Below are 25,953 nucleotides of genomic sequence, written 5' to 3' on the forward strand. Positions count from 1 at the left end.
AAAGAGCGTATTAAAGAGAGAGAGAACGTTTATATATAATTTTGAGAGATGAGTGAGAAAAGGATTGGTACGATGTTAACACTTTATGATTTTATAGAAGCACGGGAACGTTTAAGCACTGTGACGGTCAAAACGAAATTGATTCACAGTAATGTATTTTCCGATGAGTCAGGTAATGATGTATATATTAAACCGGAAAATTTACAGCGTACCGGATCCTTTAAATTGCGTGGTGCTTACAATAAGATTGCTAAGCTCACTAAAGAAGAAAAAGCCTGTGGGGTGATAGCCTCTTCCGCTGGTAATCACGCCCAAGGGGTAGCCTTAGGGGCTCAGAAATTAGGCACGAAGGCAGTCATTGTTATGCCAAAGCCGAGTCCTCTTATTAAGGTGGAGGCTACCCGTCAATATGGTGCTGACGTGGTGTTGGCCGGCGAGGTTTATGATGAAGCCTATGCAGAAGCTGTTCGTTTACAGCAAGAAAATGGCTATGTATTTGTGCATCCTTTCAATGATGAAGATGTGATTGAAGGGCAAGGGACGATTGCCCTTGAAATATTAGAGGAATTACCAGATGCGGATATTTTATTGGTCCCTATTGGTGGTGGCGGGTTGGTGGCTGGTGTAGCAGCGGCGGCTAAATTAAAAAATCCGTCCATCAAAATTGTTGGTGTAGAACCAGAAGGGGCGGCCAGTGCAGTGGCTGCCTTGCAAGCGGATGTTCCGGTTGTCCTAGATAGTGTTAGCACAATTGCTGATGGGGCGGCGGTAAAACAAATTGGCGATGTGACATTACAGTATATTAAAGAATATGTCGATGAAATCGTCACCGTATCTGACTATGAATTGATGGAAGCGTTCCTTTTATTAGCGGAAAAACATAAAATCGTTGGTGAAAACGCAGGCCTGTTATCGGTGGCAGGGCTTAAAAAGTTAAAGGAAAAAGGCAAGAAAGTAGTTTCCATATTGAGCGGTGGCAATATCGATGTATTGACAATTGCGTCTATGATTAATAAAGGGCTAGTCTTACGAGGTCGTATTTTTACCTTCTCCGTAAACCTACCAGATAAACCAGGTCAGTTAGTGGCGGTTTCACAAATTGTGGCGGGGGAAAATGCGAATGTTATTAAGCTAGAACATAATCAGTTTAAGAATTTAGATCGGTTCCATGAAGTGGAACTACAAGTGACAGTGGAAACTAATGGGGAAGAACATATTCGTCGAATTACAAAAGCTTTTGCAGAACATGGCTATACGATTCACCGCATTAATACGAGTGAAGTGAATGAATATAGTCGCTAGCCTTTAGACTATTTTGGTAGTCAGGGGCAAGCAGTATGTTGCTAAAGATTTAGTAGTGAGGCGACGTAATGAGTGAAGAGAGATATAGAGTAGAGAGGATGTGAATACATGAGTACGGATACAATCAATGGGGCTCGCATCGTATTAGAAACTTTGCATCACATAGGCATTACCGATTTCTTCGGGTATCCTGGCGGCGCCGTTATCCCTATTTACGATGAAATCTATAAGTATGACGGATTAACCCATTATTTTGCTCGTCATGAGCAAGGGGCGGCTCATGAGGCCGATGGCTATGCAAGAGCTACTGGCAAATGTGGTGTTTGCTTGGCTACTTCGGGGCCAGGTGCGACGAACTTAGTCACCGGTTTAATGACGGCTCATATGGATTCGGTACCGGTACTGGCTATAACAGGTCAGGTAGGACGGTCGTTACTAGGTAAAGATGCGTTTCAAGAATCTGATATTGTGGGTATAACGATGCCGATAACTAAGAATAATTACTTGGTTAAATCCATTTATGATTTACCACGGATTTTGCGAGAAGCTCATTACATTGCTACTACGGGGCGCCCTGGACCAGTTCTAGTAGATATTCCTAAAGATGTACAACTAGCGAGTATTTCAAGAGCGGAATTTGAACGACTCTGTGAAGAGCCGTTTACCTTAGAAGGGTATGAGCCTAATTATAAAGGGCATCCCCTACAAGTGAAAAAGGCAGTAGCTCTTTTGAAAGGGGCTAAAAAACCGCTTATTATTGCTGGCGCTGGCATTTTAAAAGGTTGGGCGGCGGAGGAATTATATGAACTCGCCACTAAGGCGCACATTCCTGTAACGAATACTTTATTAGGATTGGGTTCATTTCCAGGACAACATGAATTGTTCTTAGGTATGCTAGGCATGCATGGTACGGCAGCAGCTAACTTTGCTACGGATGAAGCGGATGTAGTATTGGCTGCAGGGATTCGCTTTGATGACCGTATTGCAGGTAATCCAGAAGCTTTTTGCAAGAATGCTAAGATTATTCACATCGATATTGATCCAGCGGAAATTGAGAAAAATCGTAAAGTAGATGTGCCTATTGTAGGCGATGTAAAACAAGTTTTGCAGGCTATCAACGAAGCGCTGCCAACGGCAACCCATGATGCATGGTTAGCTCAGACTAAGGCATGGAAGAGGGACTATGCGCTTCGCTATCGCCAAGTTTCAGAGGACACTTTAGTTCCACAAAAGGTATTGGCCACCCTTGATGAACTTTTGCAAGGGGACGCCATCATTGTGACGGATGTAGGACAACATCAAATGTGGGTCGCTCAGTACTTTACGTATCAGTGCCCAAACAGTATTGTCACGTCTGGTGGGGCCGGTACCATGGGCTTTGGTTTACCCGCTGCTATTGGCGCTCAAGTGGGACAGCCTCATAAAAAGGTAGTTCTCGTAGTGGGCGATGGGGGCTTACAGATGACGGCGCATGAGTTAATGTTGATTAAGCAATATAATTTGCCCGTGAAAGTAGTCTTGTTGAATAATTCCTATTTAGGTATGGTTCGACAATGGCAGGAACTTTTTAATGATAAACGATATTCGTTCGTAGATTTATCAGTAAATCCAGATTTTCAGACCTTAGCTGCTGCGTATGGGGTACGCAGTGTGAAAATTGAAGGGCAACAGGATTTAAAGGCTAAATTAGAAGCCGAATTAGCTACTGACGATGGCGTGTTGATTGAATGTATCGTTGAACGGGAAGAAAATGTATATCCTATGATTCCAGCTGGCATGACGGTAGCCGATATGCGCGGTGCAAAGGGGGTGGCTGACGATGGCGAATGAACATCAAATTTTAGTGATTACTAAAAATACACCAGGCATTGGAGCTCGTGTGTTAGCCTTGTTTAACCGTCGCGGCTATTCGGTGAAAAAGATGACCTCTGGTGTTACCGTACAATCTGGCTATGCGCGGATGACCTTAACGGTAGATGCAGATAGCAATACGCTAGATCAAATCCAAAAACAGATTTATAAAATTATTGATGTAGTCAAAGTGAAAGTTTTTCCTAAGACGGATGTGGTGCGACGGGAGCTTATGCTCATTAAGGTGAAAGCAGACGACCAAACACGTTCACAAATTGTGCAGATTGCAAATATTTATCGTGGCAATGTACTTGATGTGGGGCCTACGTCGCTCATCATTGAACTTACGGGAGATGAAGAAAAACTTCGTGGCTTTATCGATATTATGAAACCTTATGGGGTTCTTGAAATGGCTAAAACGGGCGTGACGGCTATGAGCCGTGGCGAACGATTATAAGCATATAGTTTACTAAGTATAGTAAGCAGTTTTAGTAGTATTCTACGACGGATGTAGTGAATATACAGTTACGATTCGTTGAGGGTATTGGTTAGCTAGGGAACTAGCAGAGAGAGAGGAATTATTATGGCAGGAACTATCTATGGCGCAACAGTATACTATGATGCAGATTGTAATTTGGACGCATTAAAAGGTAAAAAAATCACCGTACTCGGTTATGGTTCACAAGGGCATGCGCACGCTCTTAATTTAAAAGAAAATGGTATGGATGTAACCGTTGGTCTTCGTGAAGGTTCTAAATCTTGGCCAGTGGCTGAGAAAGATGGCCTACCTGTTAAAACTACGGCGGAAGCAGTAAAAGATGCGGATGTAGTAATGGTGTTGATCCCTGATGAATTGCAGGCTGAAACCTATGAAAAAGATATTGCCCCTAATCTTAAAAAAGGTGCGTACCTTGGCTTTGCACATGGTTTTAATGTACATTTTAAAAAGATTGTGCCACCAGCCGATGCCAATGTATTCATGGTAGCTCCTAAAGGGCCTGGTCATTTGGTACGTCGTACGTTCCAAGAAGGTAGTGGGGTACCTAGCTTGTATGCTGTTGAAAAAGATCCATCGGGGGATACGAAAGAATTGGCATTAGCTTGGGCAGCTGGTATTGGGGCAGGCCGTGCTGGTATCCTAGGCACGACTTTCCGTGAAGAAACGGAAACAGACCTTTTTGGTGAACAAGCCGTACTTTGTGGTGGTATTTGTGAATTGATGCAAGCTGGCTTTGAAACTTTAACTAAAGCAGGGTATCATCCAGTAAATGCGTACTTTGAATGTGTTCACGAAATGAAATTGATTGTAGATCTTATCTATGAAGGCGGTTTCCATACTATGCGTAACTCCATTTCTAATACAGCCGAATATGGTGATTATGCAACTGGCACTAAATTGATTACGGAAGACACGCGTAAAGAAATGGAACAAGTATTGGCAGATATTCAGTCAGGTGCTTTTGCCGATGAATTCTTAGCTGATTATAAAGATGGTTTCAAGAAATTGTATGCTCGTCGTGAAAAAGCAGCTAATCATGAATCAGAAAAAGTGGGCGCTGAACTTCGCGGTTTAATGTCTTGGATTAAGAAATAAAATAAAATTACATTAAATTAAAATATCCTCTGTAACGATGGAACGCAAATGACAGTTAAGTTTGCGTTCCATTTGTGTTTATGCCCTAACCAGTGTATTTTCCCCTTTTAGAAGGTCATTTTTATGTGATACAATAAAAAGCGATAAAAGATGATTTTCGTTCGTAACAACACGATTTGTTGGAGGTTATATGCAGGAAATAGTAGTAGGCGGCTTATACCGTCATTTTAAAGGGATGTATTATTATGTAAAGGATATTGCTATCCATTCGGAAACAGGCGAACCTTTCGTGGTATATCAACAATTATATGGGGAGCGAAAGACATACATTCGCCCACTAGGTATGTTTGCTAGCCCTGTGGATCATGAAAAATACCCAGAAGTAGCGCAAAAAGAACGCTTCAAATTGATGTCGGGGCGTGACAAAGGGTAGTTCGATTAAGCAATTAATAAGTATGTAGTTAATAGCACTAATAGCGCTTAATAGTAGTTAATAAGTATACGGTTAATAGCAGTTAAGAAGTATACAGTTAGTAGCAGTTAATAATAGGTTATATATTATATAGTAGCTCATAGATAATAAGTGATAGGAGGTATGGATGAAACAAAAATTCTTCTTCTTTGATATTGATAATACGTTGGCTGTTTGGCCTGATGGCATTATTCCAGCTAGCGCTCAAGAAACCTTAGATACATTAAAAGCCAATGGTCACCGTGTGGCCTTAGCTACGGGACGTTTACAAAAAGATGCTAAACGCTTTGCTGATTTAGCCCGTGTTAGCGATTTTGTGGCTGATGGCGGTAAGAGCGTAACCATTAATAATGAAATTGTTTTTATGGAGGGCATGGATCGTCAGGCTTGTCAGGATTACCTTGCTCATTTAGAAGAACGTGGTTTGCACTGGGCCGTTACAGATGTTAATGAATTAGTGCGCATTACGCCGTATGAAGATGTATTGGCGTGGCATCCAGATTGGGATGTGTTTAAAACGGTATATGATCCAAGCTTTGATTACCGTCAAGTAGAACATTTTTATAAAATTTATGCCTTCATGACACCAGAGCAAGAAGAGGCGCAGCAAGTAGTACATATGTCGAATGATTTAATTCGTTATGGCGAAAACTGTATTCTCTTTGAACCGATGGCTAAAGCTGAAGGGGTGCGTCGTATGATTGCTCACTATGATATGCAACCAGAAGATGTAGTCGTATTTGGTGATGGTTACAATGATTTATCGATGTTCAGTCCTGAGTGGTTAAATATCGCTATGGGGAATGGCCGTGAAGAGTTAAAAGCCGCTGCCGATTATATTACATCTGATTGTAAACGAGATGGCATTTACGAAGCTTGTAAAAATTTTGGTTGGATTTAATGAATCGTACTAGCGTAATTTAATAGCCTGTGTTATAATGAAATGTCAAAAGTACCGCTCATATTGTTTGTGAGCGGTTTTTCATATATAGGAGATACGAATGAAACTAATGAAACGATATGGGAATTGGCGTCGTTTGTGTGCCGTAGGCTTATTAGGTATGGCCTTATTGATTACCAGTGCTTGTGGTGCTAGCCAGAGTAATACAGATAAGACTGCATCAGGGGCTAGTGAAACGACGCAAAGTAGTGCCTTACAAGCGCCCGCCTTAGATACTACGCCAGTAAAAGATCATTATGCTGTGTTTGATACATCAGAAGGCACGTTTAAAGTGCGCTTATTTGGCACTAAAACACCGATAACGGTTAAAAATTTTGATTATTTAGTCAATCAAGGGTATTATACGGACTTAACCTTCCATCGAGTTATTGATGGCTTCATGATTCAAGGGGGCGATGATGGTAAAGGTGGTCCTGGTTATACGATTCCTGATGAATTTGTGAATGATTTGCATTTCAATAAAATGGGATTATTAGCCATGGCAAATCGAGGGCCTAATACAGGGGGCGCTCAATTCTTTATTACCTTAGGGCCAACACCGTGGTTAGATAATAAACATACTATTTTTGGTGTAGTTACACAGGGCATGGATGTGGTAGCTAAGATTGGTAAAGTGGCCATTGATAAAAAAGATAAGCCCATAGAACCAGTTGTGATTAAATCTATTACCTTAGAGCCCATTACGGATACACAGGGCAGCGCTAAATGAGGTGCTTATGAGTAAGGAAGAGTTTTATACGTATATGGTAGAATGCGCCGATGGTTCTTTATATACGGGTTGGACGATGGATTTAGTACAGCGTGTGGCTAAGCACAATGGGCAAATTCCAGGCGGTGCTAAGTATACGCGAGCTAGGCGTCCGGTGAAACTAGTATGGTATACAGCGTTTAAGCGTAAACAAGAAGCGCAGTCCATGGAATACCAGGTGAAACGAATGCCACGGGAGCAAAAACGGGCCTTAGTAGCGGCCTTTGCTAAAGCACATCCTACGGCTATTGCTGAGCTTATGGCTGAGGGCCTTTCGGTTAATTCAGAGGACAGTAAAAATGGATAAGAGGCCTTTACATAAGCTAAGGTTTTAATAAAGAAATTTCTTAAATTTCCCCGTGTTCTATGGTATAATGAACTGATGTATAGTTCATCAAAATAAACTATGAAATGCGATAGGAAAACGCGGAAGGAGGACTTCGATGAAGCGCGTTTTAGTTGGCGTGAAAAGCACGCAGCGTGATGCTGACGGGAAAGACACGGTCATTGAAATGGTTTCTCCCGGTGAATATCACGAAAAAAATGATACAAAATATATTATGTATAATGAAACGGAACTATCCGGCATGGAAGGGTCCCATACGACGATTAAGCTAAAACCCCATTCCATTGTGTTAATTCGCAATGGCAAGGTATCTATGCGTCATGAGTATGTACTTGGTGAGACCCGGCAAACGGTGTATGAAACGCCTTTTGGCGAGCTTCATATGGCCTTTAAGACCCACGAGTTAGACGCTAGTTTACAAGATGGGATTGGTTCGATTCATTTAGGCTATGATATTTCCGTTGGCGGTGAATGGCAATTTTACAACCAACTAGACATTAACTTACAGGAGGATTTAGAGTATGGAACTAAAGGACAAGCTCAAGCAAGGAATTGAGGCTGCATTGGCAAAAGCATTGGCTGACGGCACATTGCCAGAAGGGACATATCCTGAAGTTGTGCTAGAAGTGCCACCACAAAAAGAATTTGGCGATTTTTCTACGAATATTGCCATGCAGTCAGCGCGCGTAGCTCGCATGAATCCAGCGGCTATTGCGGATATTATTATTGCCAATATGGAGTATGATTGGTTAGACAAGGCTGAAAAGGCCGGTGCTGGTTTTATCAATTTCTTCTTAAAAAATGACATGGTTTATGACACTTTGAAACAAGTCTTAGAGCAAGGCATTTGCTATGGCACACAACCAGTGCGTGAAGACGATACCATTCAAGTTGAATATGTAAGTGCTAACCCTACGGGGCCACTTCATGTAGGTCATGGCCGTGGGGCTGCCTATGGGAGCGCGTTAGTTAATTTATTGCGCGCTGCTGGCTATAAGGTAGAATCAGAATATTATATTAATGATGCAGGTAATCAGATTGATAACTTAGCAAAATCTATTAATGCTCGTTATTTAGAGCTTTTGGATATGAAGAGCGAGTTTCCTGAAAATGGCTATCATGGTCAGGATATTGTAGAAACCGCCCAGAGTATTATTAATTGGCGTGGCGATTTCTTTGCTATTTTATCGGATGAAGAACGATTGCCATTCTTCAAAGAATTTGGTTTAACTGAAAAGTTAAATGCTTTACGTGTGAGTCTTCGTAATTTCAATGTAGAATTTGACCGTTGGTTTAGCGAACGTTCTTTACATAAGAGCGGTGAAGTGAATAAAGCCATTCAGTTCTTAAAAGATACAGGCGATGTATACGAAAAAGATGGAGCTTTATGGTTTGCTTCTACTCGTTATGGTGATGACAAAGATCGCGTTGTTATTCGTGAAAATGGCGAACCTACTTATTTAGCGTCTGATATTGCGTACCATCGCAATAAATTTGAACGTGGTTTCAAAAAAATGATTAATATTTGGGGGGCTGACCACCATGGCTATGTAACGCGCGTGAAAGCCTCTATGGAAGCCCTTGGCTATAATCCAAATCGCTTAGAAATTCTTTTATTGCAGATGGTTGCTTTATATCGTGATGGGGAATTGGTTAAAATGTCCAAACGGACAGGCCAATCCGTAACGCTTGATGAATTGATTGAAGAAGTAGGCGTGGATGCGGCTCGTTATTTCTTCCTCATGCGTTCGTTAGATAGCCAATTGGATTTTGATATTAATTTGGCTGCCTCTAAGAGCAATGATAATCCTGTATATTACATTCAGTATGCCCATGCACGTATTCATAGCATCTTCAATCAAGTGAAAGAAGCGGGCATTGCTTATGGTGATTGGGCAGGTGTTAAATTCGATACTTTAACTAGTGATATTGAATTGGATATTATTAAAAAATTGGGTGCGTATCCTGAAGAAATTAGTTTGGCTGCGGAACATCGAGCACCACATCGTATTGCGCGGTATCTCTATGATTTAGCGAGTCTATTCCATTCATTCTATAAACAAGGTCGTATTATGGGTGTAGATAGTGATTTGCAACAAGCCCGTTTAGGTTTAATCACGGGTATTGCCGCTGTTTTACATAATGGTTTAGATATTTTAGGTATTTCAGCACCTGAAAAAATGTAAGCGTGTAGCGTCGTTTTAGTCGGGCGCTATAGTTTATGATAACTTAGTTTTTAAAACTATCGCCGTGCGACGATAGTGTGTATATACCATTCATAGCTTTGGGAGGAATCATGGCAACAAAGTATATTTTCGTAACGGGTGGGGTTGTTTCATCGTTAGGTAAAGGGATTACGGCTGCTTCACTAGGCCGTTTGCTTAAGAATCGTGGTTTAAATGTAACGATTCAAAAATTTGACCCTTATATTAACATCGACCCAGGTACGATGAGTCCGTACCAACATGGGGAAGTGTTTGTTACCGATGATGGCGCTGAAACAGATCTTGATCTTGGTCACTATGAACGTTTCATTGACATTAACTTAGGTAAACGCTCCAATGTAACGGCTGGTAAAGTGTATTGGTCGGTTATTAATAAGGAACGTAAAGGTGATTACTTAGGTGGTACCGTTCAAGTTATCCCTCATATCACTAATGAAATTAAACAAAATGTGTATCGCGTCGGTAAAGAAGACAATGCAGATGTGGTTATTACTGAAATTGGCGGTACCGTTGGGGATATTGAAAGCTTGCCATTCTTAGAAGCCATTCGTCAGGTTAAAAAAGAAGTAGGCCGTAACGATGTTCTTTATATTCATGTTACATTAGTACCTTACATCAGTGCAGCTGGGGAATTAAAAACAAAACCAACACAACACAGTGTAAAAGAGTTGCGCAGTATTGGGATTCAGCCAGATATTATCGTATGCCGTACGGAAAAACACATTTCTGATGAAATGAAAGAAAAATTGGCTTTATTCTGCGATATTGACCCAGATGCAGTTATTGAAAACCGCACTTGTAATACAATTTATGAAGTGCCATTGATGATGCAAGAAGAAGGCCTTGATGACATTGTAGTTAAAAAATTACAATTGCCAGAAGTACCAGCTGATATGGCGGCTTGGAAAGAAATGGTAGCTAAAATTCTTCATCCAAATAAAGAAATTACCGTAGCGTTAGTTGGTAAATACGTAGCTCTTCATGATGCCTATCTTAGCGTAGCAGAAGCCTTAACGCATGCAGGTATTGCTACGGATACTAAAGTTAATATTAAATGGGTAGATGCAGAAGAATTAGAAGAAAATGACTGCGATGTAGCCGATATTTATAAGGATGTAGATGGTATCGTAGTACCTGGTGGTTTTGGTTACCGCGGGGTAGAAGGTAAAATCCGCACGATTCAATATGCGCGTGAACATAAAGTGCCATACCTTGGTTTATGCCTAGGCATGCAATCGGCGGTTATGGAATTTGCTCGTCACGTAGCCGGTCTAGCCGATGCTAATTCTACTGAGTTTGATGAAAGCGTAGCGAATCCGGTTATCGACTTAATGCCTGACCAAGTAGATGTGGACCAAAAAGGTGGCACTATGCGTCTTGGTGTATATCCATGCAAAACAGTGGAAGGCACTAAAGTTCGTGAAGCGTATGGGGAAGACTTAATTTATGAACGTCATCGTCATCGCTATGAATTTAATAATGCATTCCGTCAATTATTGACTGAAAAAGGTTTAATTATTAGCGGTACCTCCCCAGATAACCGTTTAGTAGAATGTGTGGAAGTAGCAGATCACCCTTGGTTTGTAGGGGTTCAGTTCCACCCAGAATTAAAATCTCGTCCAACTAAAGCACATCCATTATTCAAAGGCTTTGTTGATGCGATTTTAAAGCTTAAAGGTATGTAACTGTGCGTAAAACAGTGCGCACCGCTCGTTATCAACAAATTGCCGCTGATGTGGCTGGTAAAATTGTATCCGGTGGCTATAAGGAAGGGGAGCGAATTTTCGCTCGCTCAGCCTTGTCCGTTCATTATGGCGTATCCCCTGAAACGTCACGTCGTGCCATTGCTTTACTCGCAGATTTAGGCATTGTCGAAGTGACTAAGGGGAGTGGCTGCACCGTGCTATCTAAGGAAAAAGCAGAACAATTTCGTATGCAGTTTAATGATTTTGATTCGGTGGATTCTTTGCGCCGTGATTTAGCACAGCAAATTGATGAACAAACGGCAGCTATGCAAAACATTAAAGATACTATTCAGAAATTAAGTGAGTCCGTAGGTCATTATCAATATAAAAACCCTTTGCAGCCTATGAAGATGGCCATTACTGAAGGGTGTCGCTATTTGGGCCAATCCATTGGTTCCATTCAATTGTGGCAACATACGGGGATTACCATTGTAGCTATTGAGTCAAAAGATAAGACCATGATTATTTCACCAGGACCCTATGCTACCTTTACGGCTGGAGAAGAAATTTATTTCATTGGCCCTGCTGATAGTTGGCTTCGTTTGGAACGATTTTTGTATGGCCCTGATGATGCTCAATAGGACGATAATGTCTGACTTTTAATGGAGTATTATTAATTATAAATTTATACAACATAACACAAAAAGCACTCAACCATGGTTGGGTGCTTTTCTGTATAATATATAACTTAAACGCCTTCTTTACACATTGTTATGATTTTGAGTCATAACAACCATTCTACATTTATAAACGTCGATATTTGACCTAAGTAACAACTTTGTTATATAATTAGGTTGTTACTTTTAGGGAGGTCTTATATGATTGAAATAAAGAATGTTAAAAAACGATATGGTAAAAAAGAAGTATTACATGATATTACCTTATCCATTCCTGATGGTGAAATAGTTTCACTAATCGGTGGTAGTGGTTGTGGTAAATCAACTTTGCTCAAAATGATTAATCGCTTAATCCCCATTACTGGTGGCGATATTTATGTAAATGGCGAAAATGTCCATGATATAGAACCGGTAGCCTTGCGTCGTAAGATTGGCTACGTTATTCAGCAAACCGGCTTATTCCCGCATATGACAATTCGTAAGAATTTAGAATTAGTTATGAATTTGCACAATATGCCGCAAGAAGGGCGGGCTGAGAAAATTAATGAAATGATGGAGTTAGTCGATTTGTCTCGAGATTTATTAGATCGATATCCTATTGAATTATCTGGTGGTCAGCAACAACGTGTAGGGGTAGCCCGTGCACTTATCGTAGATCCTGATGTTATTTTAATGGACGAACCATTCTCGGCGATTGACCCGATTACCCGCGTGTCTTTACAAGATGAGCTGCGCAGTTTACAAGAAACGTTAAAGAAAACTATCGTATTCGTAACCCATGATATGGACGAAGCGATTAAGATTTCGGACCGTATTTGTTTAATGCGTGAAGGCCATGTGGAGCAATATGATACGCCGGAACAGATTTTACGAAATCCAGCAACACCGTATGTAGAAAGCTTCATTGGTAAAAACCGGATTTGGAATTCCCCAGAGTTTATTAAAGCTGAGGATATTATGATTGATGCTACCAATATTGCCTATCCTGGGGATAGCTTGTTGCGATGCATGAAAAAGATTAAAGATATTCCACAGGATTTCTTGATTGTTGTTGATCGGGGCACCCGTCGCTTCAGAGGTTTGGTAAATGCTCGTATGATTCGCGAACAAGATAGTTTACAAGGCCCTGTTAGTGACATCATGGCACAGCCGCAGAAGGTGGCTCATATCGGTGATTCCTTATTGGAAATTGTGGAAACAATTCAAACCTTGCACCGCCCGTATATGCTAGTTTTAGATGATTCGGAACGTTTAGCAGGCGTTATTACTCAAAGTAGTTTGATTACCACCTTAGGTAGTCAGTATGTTGACGATGCGGAGGTGGTATAATTGAGTATTTTTAATTATATGTTTGAAAATACCGACCAGATTATGCGCTTGTTATTAGAGCATATTCAGTTAACGGCTATTGCCGTAGGCCTAGCCATTATTGTAGGTTTACCCTTGGGGATTTTAATTAGTTATGTGAAACCTTTAAATAAACCTGTTATGGGGGCAACCAATTTAATTCAGGCTGTGCCTAGTATGGCTCTATTAGGTTTTGCGATTCCTTTATTAGGGATTGGTACCTTGCCGTCAGTTATTGTAGTATTCCTATACTCGCTGTTACCAATCGTAAAGAATACTTACATTGGTATTAGCCAGATTTCACCAGGGACGATTGAAGCGGCTCGAGGAATTGGTTTGACCCGTCAGCAAATTTTATGGAAAGTACAGTTGCCGTTGACGTTGCCTATGTTAATGGCTGGTGTTCGTATTTCTGCCGTAACAGCAGTCGGTCTTATGACAATTGCGGCCTTTATCGGAGCTGGTGGTTTAGGTTTCTTAGTGTTTAGTGGTATTAGTTCCGTCAATAATGGTATGATTTTGGCCGGAGCGATTCCAGCCTGTATTTTGGCCTTAGTTATTGACTGGGTATTATCACAAGTAGAATCGTTGGTAACGCCTGTAAGTTTACAGTCAGAATTATTAAAAACAAGAGCTACTCTGACAGTGAAACGTCGCCGTCAAAAGTGGAGCGTTGGTATCGTTATAGCCTTGTTAGTCGTTATGTTTGGTAACAATGTATACAGTAGTTTTGTCAAAGATCCAAATACTATTCGCATTGGTAGTAAGCAGTTTACTGAGCAGTTAGTGCTTGGTAATATGCTATCCGAAATGATTCAAAAAAATACGGATATTAAAGTAGAAAGTCATCTTGGGGCTGGTGGTACGCAGGTGTTATTTAATGCTATGGAAAAAGGCGATATTGATGCCTATATTGACTATACCGGTACAGCCTATGTAGATATTTTGAAACATGATCCTATTAATGATGCAGAGCAAGTATATAATACGTCTAAGCAAGAATTAGCGGATAAACATAAGATTGCATTGTTGACGGCGGCCCCATTTAGTAATACGTATACCTTAGCAGTAGATCCTAAAATAGCCCAAGAATATAATTTGCATACTATGAGTGATTTGAGCCAAGTTGCTAGCTCTTTGAATGCAGGGACTACGCTTGAGTTCTTAAATCGTCAAGATGGTTTACTAGGGGTACAAAAAGAATATGGTTTTACCTTTAAAGATGCTAAAGGGATTGACGGCGCTACTCGTTATGTAGCGTTAGCTAGTGGTGATGTGCAGGTTGTAGATGCATTTTCTACGGATGGTTTGTTGAAAAAGTATAACTTAACGGTACTAGAGGATGACAAAGGGGTATTCCCGCCATATTATGGTGTACCTTTAGTTCGTGAAGAAACATTAGAAGCCCATCCTGAGTTAAAAGACGTCATTGATCGTATGATGGCAACCTTAGATACAGAGACTATGCGTGAGTTGAATTATCAAGTAGACGTAGAGCATAAGAACCCTAAAGAAGTAGCACATACCTTCTTAGTATCTAAAGGTTTAATTAAATAACATAATAGTATATAAGTAGAATGATTCAGTTAAAATCGAGTTGATTGAATCTGAAATCAGTAAAACTACAGATAATAGCAATATTGATGGCGATAAGATACAAATATCTTATCGCCATTTTTCATAGTTTGCATAATAGATTTTCGAATTTAGATTGATTTTTTCGTTGTATAGTGTATGATAAATACATAATCAATATAGATTATTTGTTGTTAATATCTATCAATTAAAATGACTAGTTGGTAGCTTATGATGGTATAGTAACTAATAAGGAGTGACACACAGATGGCAATTATCGGTAAAGAACTTCCAGAATTTTCCTTACAAGGTTTTAGAAATCCAGATGTAGTAACCGTAACTAAAGCAGACGTAGTTGGTAAATGGAGCGTATTCGTATTCTATCCAGCTGACTTCACGTTTGTATGTCCTACAGAACTTGAAGATTTACAGTCTCATTACGCAGAATTACAGGAAATGGGCGTAGAAGTATTCTCCGTGTCCGTTGACTCTGAATTCGTACATAAAGCATGGGCTGACGCTTCGCCTAACATCGCTAAAATTCAGTACACTATGTTAGCTGATCAGAAACATGAATTAGCTGATTTCTTTGAAACTTTCTCTGAAGCAGAAGGCCGCGCTTACCGTGGTTCCTTCGTAGTTAATCCAGAAGGTAAAGTAGAAACTGCTGAAATTCACAACATGGGGATTGGCCGCTCTGCTGACGAATTAGTTCGTAAAGTACAGGCTGCTCAGTTTGTAGCTAAACATGGTGATCAGGTTTGCCCAGCTAAATGGAAACCAGGTGCTGATACCTTGAAACCAGGTTTGGACTTAGTAGGTAAATTATAATTTAAATAAGCTATTAGTGCGTCCCTCCCCCTTTGCACTAGTAGCTGTCATAGATTAGTTTAATCCCTTTTCCTCAAAAACCGGCGGTGCGAGAGATTCTCGACCGCTGGTTTTTTCTACCCAAAATTTCACAGATTGTAGAGCGACGAATAATATATTGCGATATTTAAAATTTTAATAAATGTATTCGTAAAAGGCAATAAAACTTGATTGAATAGGTGTTTACAACTTAGAATTTTTATTCATGATTATTATCGAAAACTTGGTGGATTGAAATTATTAGATTTATTGGGCGATATAGTATATAATATATAGCATAGAATAAGGTTAAAGGAATGAAAGGCTAGGGTTAAGTAAAAGGAGTATTGGGTATGGAAGTATCATACGAGAGATTGGCGAGTATTTTTAAGGCGTTAAGTGATGAGACTAGATTACATATAATCGACATGTTGTCATGTAATGAATTATGTGCTTGCGACATTTTAGCAAGTTTTAATCTGTCTCAATCCACGTTGAGCTATCATATGAAAATTCTCATTGATGCTGGAGTTGTAAATTCACAGCGTAATGGTCTTTGGACGCGGTATTCAATTAATGAAACTACGTTTGATGAGCTAGTAAAAATTTTGCCTGAATTGTATAAAACTAAAGATGAATGTATTTGTGCTCAGATTAAATACTGTCGCTTAGAAGATAAGCCAGAATAATAGGAGTAACTATGAGACGTTGGATTATGCATGTGGATATGGATGCGTTTTATGCATCGGTGGAACAACGTGATAATCCTGAGTATAGAGGCCGCCCGGTAATCGTTGGCGGCCTTTCTTCGCGTGGTGTGGTAGCAACGGCTTCCTATGAAGCGCGTAAGCTGGGGGTTCACTCGGCCATGAGCATTGTAAAGGCGAAAGAACTATGCCCAGATGGTATTTATCTACGGCCACGTTTTGCGGTATATCACGACATTTCCGAACAAGTCCATGAAATTATGCACCGTTATACGCCCTATATTGAGCCCTTATCCCTAGACGAAGCCTTTTTAGATGTAACGGGACTCCACGGTCGTTTTACGGGGCCCTATGCGTTAGGTAAAGCGATTAAAGAAGACATTTGGGAAGCCACTGGCTTAGTAGCCTCTGTGGGGGTGGCGCCCAATAAATATTTGGCTAAGTTGGCTTCTGACATTAAAAAGCCCAATGGCCTTGTGGTGGTGCCTTATGGTAAAGAGGCGGAATTTGTAGCTCCTTTACCAGTCAAACGCTTGTGGGGCGTTGGCAAGCAAATGACGAAACGCTTACAAGAGGCTGGTTTTTATAAAATTGGTCAATTAGCAGCCTTGCCGGATGAACGGGCATTAAAATCAATTGCTGGTAATCAAGCAAAACGTTTATATGATATGGCGCGGGGTATTGATGAGCGGCCCGTTGAATATGAGCGACAAGTTCATTCCATTGGCAATGAGTTGACCTATGAAGAAGATTTAATAGATCCGCAATTAATCGACCAAGAATGGTATTTTTTTGCTCATAAAGTAGCTAAGCGTTTACGGCAACAAAATTTAAAGGGCCGTACTATTGCGATTAAGGTTCGTTTCAACGATTTTGAAACGCTGAGTCGTCAAAAACGGATTGAAGTGCCCACAGATAATGAAGAAACACTGTACCGAGTAGGTATGATGTTGTATAATAAACTCAATATAAATAAACCAATTCGCTTATTAGGTCTTACTGTCAGTGATTTTGCTGGAGCATTGGGGCAGACATCTCTATTTGAGGAGGAGACGTTTCAGGAAGATCTAGCAAGAGCGATGGATGGGCTGGAAGCGAAATTTGGTGAAGGTATTGTTATGAAGGGGGCCCTTTGGCAACGGGCAACCCAACAAAAGAGAGAGGAAGAGAATCACAATGAAACATTTTAAACTGAAATATGGCCGCGGCTATGTAGAATTTGATTTACCCACCCAAGAGGTGTTGAATGTAGTAGAAGGGGCTGAATATCCTGCTCTTGATGACATGAGCAGTGCGCTTGTAGAAGCATTGAATAATCCAACGGGGACAGCGCCTTTGAAGGATATTGTACAACCTAATGAATCCGTTTGTATTGTAGTGTCTGACATTACCCGTGCTTGGATTGGCTATCATGCGTTTTTACCAACTTTGTTAAATTACTTAAATGAAGCAGGTGTGCCTGATGATAAGATTTTCCTTTTAATTGCCTATGGCGCCCATCGCTTACAAAGTGAAGCAGAATCGCGCGCTGAGTTTGGCGATGAAGTGGTAAATCGCGTACGCATTGAACATAGTAGTGGCATTAATCCAGATAGTAAATTCCGTCATCTAGGCGAAACTTCTCACGGCGTACCTATTGAAGTCAATGAATTAGCTTTAGATGCAGACCGTTTGATTTTGACAGGTGGCATTGTGTATCATTTGATGGCTGGTTTCGGTGGTGGTCGTAAGGCTATTTTGCCAGGGATTTCCTCTTATCAAACGATTCAAAAGAATCATTGCTTATGCTTGCTAGATAATGTAGGGGATGGCACCAATCCAGATATTGTAAGTGGTAATATTTCTCATAATATTATGCATGATGATCAGATGGAACATGGCCGTGCTGTAGAAGCTGATTTCTTAATTAATAGCGTAGCTAATACGGAAGGTAAAGTGGCTAAATTTGTTTGTGGTCATTGGGAAGATGCTTGGCTTGAAGGCACTAAGCTTGTTGAAACGATTTATGGTGTTGAAATTAGTGGCCTAGCAGATTGCGTTATTGCTACATCGGGTGGTTATCCCAAAGATATTAACTTATATCAAGGCGTTAAGACCCAAGTGAATGCGGTCAGTGCTTGTAAACCAGGCGGGGTGGTTATCCTCTTAATGGAATTGGATGATATTAATGAACCTGGTGAATTTATTGATTGGTTTGAAACTTGCGATTTGCGCGAACGGGAAATTAAATTGCGTAATGGTTTTACCGTACCAGGCTTTATTTCCTTACATTTAGGGGAAGATTTCAAAAAATATCGCCATATTTTAGTAACAAAACCTGAAAATAAACCAACTTGTGATCGAGTTGGCATTGATGTAGTAACGTCGATTGATGAAGCATTGGCACATGCGGCTAAGATTTTAGGCCGTGAAGATTACACTGTTAACGTAATGCCGTTAGCAAGTAATACGGTACCTATGTTGAAAAAATAGAAATGGTAAGTGGTAGTCGTTTTTAGCAGAAGTAACACGAGTTAGCACGATTTTCTTGTAAAAGATAGGAGCTGGGAATATGCATAATCGTCATGGCATTATTGGTAAGTCCGTTATTGATTCCGTTCGTCGTTCGTTGCAGAATAAGTATGCTGAAGATCGTCACATTCAACAGATGATTGAGGAGTTGGATGCAGCCGATGATTTGACGTATGAAGAATTACATATTACAAAGCAAGCCTATGAAGAAGTGAAATCCCGCTTATTTTACACGGCTTTATTGGACAGTTTGTGGCAAGAAATTAGTGAAACCCAAGATTTATTAGCTCAACTTCATGTGTATGATTCCTTAGAAGAAGAGTTTCAGAGTCAAGGGGATGAATTAACTAAGGAAGAGCTTACCATAGATCAAGTGGATTTAGCAGATGTGGATGTAACGGAACGGCCTTTAGCGGTTCGTCAAACCAGTGCGGTGGCAGAACGGCAAGCGGGCACTGTAGCAGCTCGACAAGAGGGCACAATAGCTGCTCGGCAAGAGGGGGCGGTAGTAGCACGTTCTGAAGGTGTAGTAGTAAGTTCTGTCAACTCTGAGGCGAATGAAACAAATCCTAATTTAACGAGCTCTAAATCGGCTACTACGGGCGTAACGGCTTCGAGAGCGGTGCTTGATACGGAAGTACCTTGGGCACCTCTTACTCAAGGTCAAGCGGAAGCTAACGATTTGGCAGTAGAAAATACTGCTGTAGGTACGAAGGCGGTTCTTAATGCTAAAGCGGCTACAGCAAGCTCTGTTGCTGATTCTGAGGAAGCTGATGATGAAGCGGTAGCTACTGACGAAACATCGGATGTAACAGCCTTTAAGAGTGCTAAAGAAGACAAAAAAAGTAAGGCTCATAAAACGAAGGCTAAAGAAGATGTCTATGATGATAGGGACGCTAATGAGTTTCCTACCGGTGAAATCTTTTTACAAGATATTTTCAATATGTTAAGCAAGGGATTGCCTCAAGGGGAAGCAGGGCAACTTACCATAGACGATCTTATGCAACATACGGAATGGAAAGAGTTTAAAAAACTAGCGAAACAAGCGAAAAAATCCATTAAAAAAGCACAAAAAACAGCTAAAAAAGAAGCAAAAAAATTAGCGAAAGATACTAAGAAGGAAACGAAGAAAGCTTTAAAAAAAGCAAAGCGGGCTAAACAAGATGTAGAGTTGCTCAGCGAGTCTTGGTATCAAGACTTTGAAGCCACTAGTGAAGAATTAGCCAAAGAAGCTAAGGGAAAAACAAAAAAAGCTAAAGGCAAGGCTTGTGAAACGCTAGAGGCTACGAGAGATAAAGCTACGGAAGTAGCCAACAAAGTGGATCAGCAAAAGCAGGAGCTAGTAGCAAAAGCCACTGAAGTTAGTTCACAAGCAAAAGAAAAAGGGCATGAAGTAACAGCCAAAGCGAAAGATAAGGCTAGTGAAGTGAAGGAGCAAGCAAAAGATAAAGCTAGCGATGTAGTGGAACAAGCTAAAGCAACGGTACAAACAGTTACTGAAAAGGCTAGTGATGTGAAAGAAACTATGCAAGATTTAGGCCGTTCAGCGGTTCTTCAAGTACTAGATATTGTAGAAGCAGCGATTCAAAAAAAGCCAAAAAAGTAGTGCACCTTGGTGGCACTAATCCTAAAATAGCTGAGTCAGCCAAGGTAGTTAAGAGAACATCTTTAACGGATGAGAAGGGGCGCTGTCAAGTTTGTAGTAATCGTTGTAAACCGGTACGAACAAATTGTAAAAAGCGGCAACGAGCCTTAGCCAAACAAGGCTATTAATCCTATAAGGCGGAATATGTAAGTCTTAGTTGTGAAGTGGTTCAGTTTTGGCCTATAATCGTCTGTTTTACTATTTTGTCTTATAACCTTTTGATAAAAGTTATATACAGATACTTAAAGCTCCGTTCAGGATTTAGGCTGAACGGAGCTTTTGTTGTGCTAATTATATTTGATTGTTAGTTTCTTAATGTATTAGTTAAGGCGTTAGCTAGTTTAGAAAGTTGGTTAGCTAGTTGGTTAGCTAGTTTAGGAAGTTGCTTACTTCCTAAACTCCTAAAACGCCTAATTTAACGTCTAACTTAACTCCTAATTTAATTCCTAATTTAACGTTCCTCTGTATCAGGTAAAACAGGTGCTAAGTGACTGGCTGTTTGTTCAATTACATGTGAACGGAAATAGTTCACCCATAAACGAATGGCTGGTACAATCATGGAACGTTCATTCCAAATCATGCCTAATACCCAATTAATTCGGGGTTCGATAGGAATGGAAACGAGATGCTTACGGTCTAGTCGTTCACAAATTGTCTGGGGAAGAATAGCTGTGCCAAGGCCACTTTTCACGAGCTCAGTAATAAAATCCCAGTTGTTACTTTGGGCCACGATTTGTGGTACTACGCCGATTTCCTGGAAACGACCTAGAATGATGTCGTACAGGGAAAAGGACGGATGGAAGAACACTAGCGGTTCTTTGCGAATTTCCTGTAAGGTAATAGATTCATAATTGGCAAATGGGGAATCTGGTTGCATAACATAATATAGGGGTTGATGATTAAAAATGTAGGTTTGCGTATCAGGATTTGTAAAATCTGATACGGGTAAGGTAACAAAGCCTACTTGTAGCTGACCATCTTGTACCAATTGGGCAATTTGGGGGGAGCCATGTTCGCTAACTTTTAGCGAAATTTGTGGGTACGCAGCCATAAAGTCGCGAATAATGGGCGATAAGAAGGACGAACCAATCATAGGGGGAATACCAAGGCTTAATTCGCCAGATTCCATATCATTAGTGTGATGCATTTGATGCTCTAATACTTCAAATTGGCGTACTAAGGCTTCGATTTGTGGCAATACGGCACAGGCTTCATTAGTTAACTCAATACGATGGCCACGACGGCGAAAGAGTTGCTTATTCCATTCTCCTTCTAATAGGCGTACGGCCTTACTGAGGGAGGGCTGGCTTACATGTAAGGTTTGGGCTGCTTTGGTAAAACTTTTTTGACGAGCTACTTCTACAAAATATTTTAAATGGGTAATATCCATAATTTCCTCCTGCTATATATTTCTTCTTTTATTATAACTAATAAGAATATTGCCGTATAGGGAAAAAATATTATTTTTTTTATAAAAAATGAGATACAATAAGTCATGCCAAAGAGGATATCGAAAAATTCCTATTTGAGTAAACTATTCGTTCCACATTCATTTCAAGAATGAACAGACCTAGTAAGCTTGCTATTTTATATTGATATAGGGCAAGTATGAGGCGGTGTTTTTTAACACGGATAGTGGTAACGAGCGTATTGATGTAGGGGAGGCAATGATAGATGAAACGTGTGGCGATTGTAGTAGGTCAGATTCTATTGCTCGCCTTAATTGGAGTGTTAGGCGGGTACCTTAAAGAATGGTTAAATTTGCCATTGCCAGGAACTTTGGTGGGCATGATTTTATTGTTCTTGTTACTTTGCTCAGGGATTATTAAACTTAACTGGGTAGAACAAGGGGCGGCCGTATTAATTGGGGAATTATTGCTGTTTTTTATTCCATCCGCTATTGGAATTATTCAATATACACAACTTTTCGGTAGTACAGGGGCTATGCTATTAGGTGTAATCGTAACAAGTATTATTACCCTTTTAGTATCTGTAACTGTTATTACCTTGAGTGTTATGAAACTACGTAGAAAGGGGTACAGATTATGGTAAATTACACACTGTTTCAGATGATCAGTATTCATATCATCGAATCCTTAGTGGGTACTGTAGTATTGTACTTTCTTTTTAAAAAATTATATGAACGGTCGGGAAAGAAGTTATTCCTTACACCTTTGTTGGCCGTACCAGTGGTGATTGGTTTATTTTTAGTCACCATGAATATTCCTTATGATGTGTACCAAGAAGGTAGTCAGTACATTACGATGATGTTGCAACCGGCAACGGTAGCGTTTGCTGTACCTTTATATAAATTCCGGAGCGTGGTAAAAGAATACTTTATTCCACTGCTTGTTGTTATTGGTATGGGCTGTTCCATTGCGTTTCTTGGCTCGATGGGATTAGCTGAATTAGTGGGGCTAAGCCCTGAATTAGTTCACAGTGTGGCACCGCGTTCGGTGACAACGCCATTAGCCTTAGCCGCGTCTAATACAATGGGCGGGGATCCTACGATTACGGCTATTTTGGTTATTGCCACGGGGTTAATTGGTATGATTATGACTACCATGATGATAAAACGAGCGCATATTCATAATCGCTTGTTAAAAGGTATGTTATATGGCATATCGGCTCATGGTACGGGGACAGCTAAGGCGTATGAAGATGGTCCTAAAACGGGGGCTATTGCATCGTTAGCTATGATTTTCATGGGCATTATGACGACAGTTATTGCGCCAATTGTAACGGCTGTTTCAGCCGTCTTGTAAGGGCTATAATAGATAGATTGAAAAGAACTTAATAAGGGTAGTTCTTTGATTGGTTTAGCCAGTCAGTTAACTATATACGTATTTACACAAACTTACACAAACTTACTTAACAGATATGCCATGGTTGCTTAGTGGTAGTTAATTATTTAACTATGACTAGGAAATCATGGCGTTTCTGTTTATTTTACGATATACTAAGTTAAACTAAGTTTAACTACAATCATTAATGTAGTATGTGTAACAATAATCATTAATACAGTATGTATAGCAATGTAGGAGCGGACTTATATGGATGGTGCAAGCGGTGTAATTTTAGGTATGTCGTTGGGGATGTTATTACAATTTATTGTGCTTGGTATCGGCGTCGGGGCTTTTGGTACTTTAATCGGTGCTGGTGGAGGCCTTGTATTCGTGCCTGTTTTTTTGTACACGTTTACCGATTGGTCACCCGCTATGGTGGTAGGCACCTCGCTTACTATTGTAATGTTTAATGCCATGTCTGCTTCAACGGCGTTTATTAAACAAAAGAAGATTTTATATAGTGCGGCTATATGGTTTACATTAGCTACTATTCCTGGGTCGTATTTGGGGGCAGTAGCTTCTGAGAGTTTTGATATAGCTATGTTGAAATTCTGGTTTGGGTTATTTTTGCTTTGCATGTCTACTTTTATCGGGTATAAGAATTTTACCAAGGGACAACGTAAAGAAGAATCCTTGCAACTTCATGAATTAACCTATAGCAAAACGATTGGCTGTTTGATTAGTGTAGTGGTCGGTTTTATTTCTAGTGTATTTGGCATTGGTGGTGGCTTGATTCATGTAGCGGCACTTGTATATTTGCTAGGATTTCCCACTCATGTAGCAACGGCTACAAGCCAGTTTATTTTATTCTTATCCACGATTAGTGGGGTAGCTACACATTTTTACTTAGGTCATATTCAGTGGAATATCGCTATTGCTTGTGGTATTGGGGCTGTCATAGGGGCTCAATTAGGGGCGGCGCTTGCTAAACGATTGAAAGCAACTAGTATCTTGATGGTCTTTTCAGTAGGAGTAGGTTTATTAGCGTTACAATTGATTTGGTCTTCAGGAAAGTTATGGTAAAAAGAGATATCCTCGGGGCAGTTAGTGAACATAGTTCAAGGGCTGACTTTGAGGATATTTTTGTTAGTGAAAAACGAACAACTAAAGTGGCAAACTCTTTGGCGGAGTAACAAATGGCCTTGTTAAGTTGTGAAGATAAGTTGTGAAGATGTTTGGCGAAGTTCATATAGAGGCTATTTAAGTATGCTATTATAATTAATAATCATATGAGTATGAAAAGTAGTGTTATATGTGGTAAGATTGATATATAGGTGCGTAGATTGGAGGATGTCCCATGAATAAGATATTGGTAAGCTTGGCGTTGTTAACATTGGTTTCATCAACAGCTTTGGCTGAACTGCAGACAGAAGTCATTCGCCATCCTGATGGAAGTGCGACGATTAATCAATGGGATCCTGAAGATGGGTATTCGTATTCTGAAGATGTGGAACCTTCAAAGCCTATTGTTATCCCTATGAAAAAGATTATTATGACGCCGACTGAGGCTAACGAGCTACGGGATGTAAATATTAATGAAGCGGTAAAATCTTGGCAAGATAAAAATGTCATTATTGATACGGGAAATAGCGCTGAAAGTAGTAATTCATCCAATCAAAAACAGAAAGACTCAGAAGATGTAAATGGTTTCTTTAGTTGGTTTTAGGGGTAATAATGAATGGGCTGACTAGTGTTTATTTTAGGAAAATATCCTGAGCCTACTAGATATTGTAGATAAATATTCCTAGTTTGTAATGTGCTTGTGCGAAAATGTAGCATGTTGTGAATTGAGGCAGGTTTCGCACCAGAAAGTAGTAAAATTAATCTATCATATTTATATATATTGATGGAGTTAATAGTCTGAGCTTATGAAAAAGCTTAGTTTGCTGGGTATAGTAGAGGTTGTCTACTATATGTAGCTGTCGCTCCCTTTTCGGGGAGCGTGGATTGAAGTTAAACCCCTCAACCATTATGGTTGAGCCGGCTGATGTCGCTCCCTTTTCGGGGAGCGTGGATTGAAGTCGCAGCTTGATTTTTACCATTTTCAAATAATTGTTGTCGCTCCCTTTTCGGGGAGCGTGGATTGAAGTTGATAACTTGTTTTATATCATCTCCAGATAAATGTCGCTCCTCTTTCGGGGAGCGTGGATTGAAGTATTTGGCGTGTAGAATACACCAAGAGCAGTAGAAGTCGCTCCTCTTTCGGGGAGCATGGATTGAAGTACCGGCTTTGTACATAATGCCATTATGTGATAGAGTCGCTCCTCTTTCCGGGGAGCGTGGATTGAAGTATTGGTCATTAGTTTTGCAATATCGTTCTTAGTTGTCTTTCACTTTCCAGGGAGCGTGGATTGAAGTTTTAAAATATCCCCTGATAGCACTAATAAGCAATTTTGCTTCTCTTTCGTGAAGCCTGAACTGAAGTAGAGGTTGCTAACTTACAGTGGGCCAAGACATGAGTCGTACTTTTATCATTTAATGAGGTGAGGGGTCTTTGTTTCACGATAAGGCAGGTGTTTATATGCTAAACTTGCTATTATATTTTTCTTTTTAGTTTTTTTTATGCTAGGGATAAGCAAGCGCTCGAGAAAAATGGTAAAGAAAAAAGTCGA

Annotated in this window: 24 protein-coding genes and 1 CRISPR repeat array; of the genes, 23 read left to right on the plus strand and 1 reads right to left on the minus strand. The window is 40.2% G+C overall.

Features of this window, described 5'->3' with window-relative positions; all coding sequences use genetic code 11:
* The first annotated feature begins 72 nt into the window (after positions 1-72).
* From ilvA to VER_RS05095, 19 genes are all read left to right on the plus strand, one after another.
* The gene (ilvA, locus tag VER_RS05005) at positions 73-1,302 is read left to right on the plus strand and encodes a threonine ammonia-lyase (RefSeq protein WP_162099783.1); all 1,230 of its coding nucleotides are present in this window, start codon (positions 73-75) and stop codon (positions 1,300-1,302) included.
* Between the two features lie 108 nt (positions 1,303-1,410).
* On the plus strand, positions 1,411-3,132 hold the full coding sequence (gene ilvB / locus VER_RS05010; RefSeq protein ID WP_162099784.1) for a biosynthetic-type acetolactate synthase large subunit: 1,722 nt from the start codon (positions 1,411-1,413) through the stop codon (positions 3,130-3,132).
* The gene (ilvN, locus tag VER_RS05015; protein WP_162099785.1) at positions 3,122-3,610 is read left to right on the plus strand and encodes an acetolactate synthase small subunit; all 489 of its coding nucleotides are present in this window, start codon (positions 3,122-3,124) and stop codon (positions 3,608-3,610) included. The genes ilvB and ilvN overlap by 11 nt, the downstream gene beginning before the upstream one ends.
* Before the next feature lie 126 nt (positions 3,611-3,736).
* Entirely contained in the window at positions 3,737-4,747 is a 1,011-nt protein-coding gene (gene ilvC, locus VER_RS05020) for a ketol-acid reductoisomerase (protein ID WP_162099786.1), read from the plus strand.
* Between the two features lie 190 nt (positions 4,748-4,937).
* Positions 4,938-5,180 (plus strand): DUF1653 domain-containing protein, encoded by a 243-nt coding sequence (locus VER_RS05025; protein ID WP_162099787.1) that lies wholly within the window; start codon positions 4,938-4,940, stop codon positions 5,178-5,180.
* Between the two features lie 166 nt (positions 5,181-5,346).
* Entirely contained in the window at positions 5,347-6,120 is a 774-nt protein-coding gene (locus tag VER_RS05030) for an HAD-IIB family hydrolase (RefSeq protein ID WP_162099788.1), read from the plus strand.
* Between the two features lie 100 nt (positions 6,121-6,220).
* A complete protein-coding gene (locus VER_RS05035) occupies positions 6,221-6,889 on the plus strand; it encodes a peptidylprolyl isomerase (RefSeq protein WP_304941391.1) in 669 nt (222 codons plus the stop codon).
* 7 nt (positions 6,890-6,896) lie between these two features.
* Complete coding sequence (locus VER_RS05040) at positions 6,897-7,235, plus strand: GIY-YIG nuclease family protein (protein ID WP_162099789.1); 339 nt, start codon at positions 6,897-6,899, stop codon at positions 7,233-7,235.
* 136 nt (positions 7,236-7,371) lie between these two features.
* Positions 7,372-7,830, plus strand: a complete 459-nt coding sequence (locus VER_RS05045; RefSeq protein WP_162099790.1) for a DUF1934 domain-containing protein — start codon at positions 7,372-7,374, stop codon at positions 7,828-7,830.
* The gene (argS, locus tag VER_RS05050; RefSeq protein WP_162099791.1) at positions 7,796-9,460 is read left to right on the plus strand and encodes an arginine--tRNA ligase; all 1,665 of its coding nucleotides are present in this window, start codon (positions 7,796-7,798) and stop codon (positions 9,458-9,460) included. Before VER_RS05045 ends, argS begins: the two co-directional genes overlap by 35 nt.
* Positions 9,461-9,570: 110 nt before the next feature.
* Positions 9,571-11,184: a CTP synthase gene (locus tag VER_RS05055; protein WP_162099792.1), complete on the plus strand. Its 1,614-nt coding sequence runs from the start codon at positions 9,571-9,573 to the stop codon at positions 11,182-11,184.
* A 2-nt stretch (positions 11,185-11,186) separates the two neighbouring features.
* On the plus strand, positions 11,187-11,825 hold the full coding sequence (locus VER_RS05060) for a TrkA C-terminal domain-containing protein (protein ID WP_162099793.1): 639 nt from the start codon (positions 11,187-11,189) through the stop codon (positions 11,823-11,825).
* Positions 11,826-12,062: 237 nt separating this feature from the next.
* The gene (locus tag VER_RS05065) at positions 12,063-13,190 is read left to right on the plus strand and encodes an ABC transporter ATP-binding protein (protein ID WP_162099794.1); all 1,128 of its coding nucleotides are present in this window, start codon (positions 12,063-12,065) and stop codon (positions 13,188-13,190) included.
* Complete coding sequence (locus VER_RS05070) at positions 13,191-14,765, plus strand: glycine betaine ABC transporter substrate-binding protein (RefSeq protein WP_238390142.1); 1,575 nt, start codon at positions 13,191-13,193, stop codon at positions 14,763-14,765. It begins immediately after the preceding gene.
* 285 nt (positions 14,766-15,050) lie between these two features.
* Positions 15,051-15,614, plus strand: coding sequence for an alkyl hydroperoxide reductase subunit C (gene ahpC / locus VER_RS05075; protein WP_162099795.1), 564 nt, complete (start codon positions 15,051-15,053; stop codon positions 15,612-15,614).
* Positions 15,615-15,985: 371 nt separating this feature from the next.
* Entirely contained in the window at positions 15,986-16,321 is a 336-nt protein-coding gene (locus VER_RS05080) for a helix-turn-helix transcriptional regulator (RefSeq protein WP_115310648.1), read from the plus strand.
* Positions 16,322-16,332: 11 nt separating this feature from the next.
* A complete protein-coding gene (locus tag VER_RS05085) occupies positions 16,333-17,529 on the plus strand; it encodes a DNA polymerase IV (protein WP_162099796.1) in 1,197 nt (398 codons plus the stop codon).
* A complete protein-coding gene (larA, locus tag VER_RS05090) occupies positions 17,516-18,811 on the plus strand; it encodes a nickel-dependent lactate racemase (protein ID WP_162099797.1) in 1,296 nt (431 codons plus the stop codon). Before VER_RS05085 ends, larA begins: the two co-directional genes overlap by 14 nt.
* A gap of 79 nt (positions 18,812-18,890) precedes the next feature.
* Positions 18,891-20,456: a YtxH domain-containing protein gene (locus tag VER_RS05095; protein WP_162099798.1), complete on the plus strand. Its 1,566-nt coding sequence runs from the start codon at positions 18,891-18,893 to the stop codon at positions 20,454-20,456.
* Positions 20,457-20,946: 490 nt separating this feature from the next.
* On the opposite strand, the gene VER_RS05100 is transcribed toward VER_RS05095, so the two are convergent.
* Complete coding sequence (locus VER_RS05100; protein WP_162099799.1) at positions 20,947-21,885, minus strand: LysR family transcriptional regulator; 939 nt, start codon at positions 21,883-21,885, stop codon at positions 20,947-20,949.
* A 284-nt stretch (positions 21,886-22,169) separates the two neighbouring features.
* Between VER_RS05100 and VER_RS05105 the strand changes: the two genes are divergently transcribed.
* The 4 genes from VER_RS05105 (at position 22,170) to VER_RS05120 (ending at position 25,007) form a co-directional block, all read left to right on the plus strand.
* Entirely contained in the window at positions 22,170-22,547 is a 378-nt protein-coding gene (locus VER_RS05105) for a CidA/LrgA family protein (protein ID WP_162099800.1), read from the plus strand.
* Positions 22,541-23,260 carry an LrgB family protein gene (locus VER_RS05110; protein ID WP_162099801.1) on the plus strand — a complete coding sequence of 240 codons (720 nt, stop codon included), beginning with the start codon at positions 22,541-22,543 and terminating at the stop codon, positions 23,258-23,260. The genes VER_RS05105 and VER_RS05110 overlap by 7 nt, the downstream gene beginning before the upstream one ends.
* Before the next feature lie 288 nt (positions 23,261-23,548).
* Positions 23,549-24,364 carry a sulfite exporter TauE/SafE family protein gene (locus VER_RS05115; RefSeq protein ID WP_162099802.1) on the plus strand — a complete coding sequence of 272 codons (816 nt, stop codon included), beginning with the start codon at positions 23,549-23,551 and terminating at the stop codon, positions 24,362-24,364.
* Between the two features lie 274 nt (positions 24,365-24,638).
* The gene (locus VER_RS05120) at positions 24,639-25,007 is read left to right on the plus strand and encodes a hypothetical protein (RefSeq protein WP_162099803.1); all 369 of its coding nucleotides are present in this window, start codon (positions 24,639-24,641) and stop codon (positions 25,005-25,007) included.
* A 255-nt stretch (positions 25,008-25,262) separates the two neighbouring features.
* A CRISPR array of direct repeats spans positions 25,263-25,699; the repeat unit is 23 nt; unit sequence TTTCGGGGAGCGTGGATTGAAGT.
* The last annotated feature ends 254 nt before the right edge of the window (positions 25,700-25,953 follow it).

Source organism: Veillonella sp. R32, assembly GCF_010093125.1.
GTDB lineage: Bacteria > Bacillota > Negativicutes > Veillonellales > Veillonellaceae > Veillonella_A.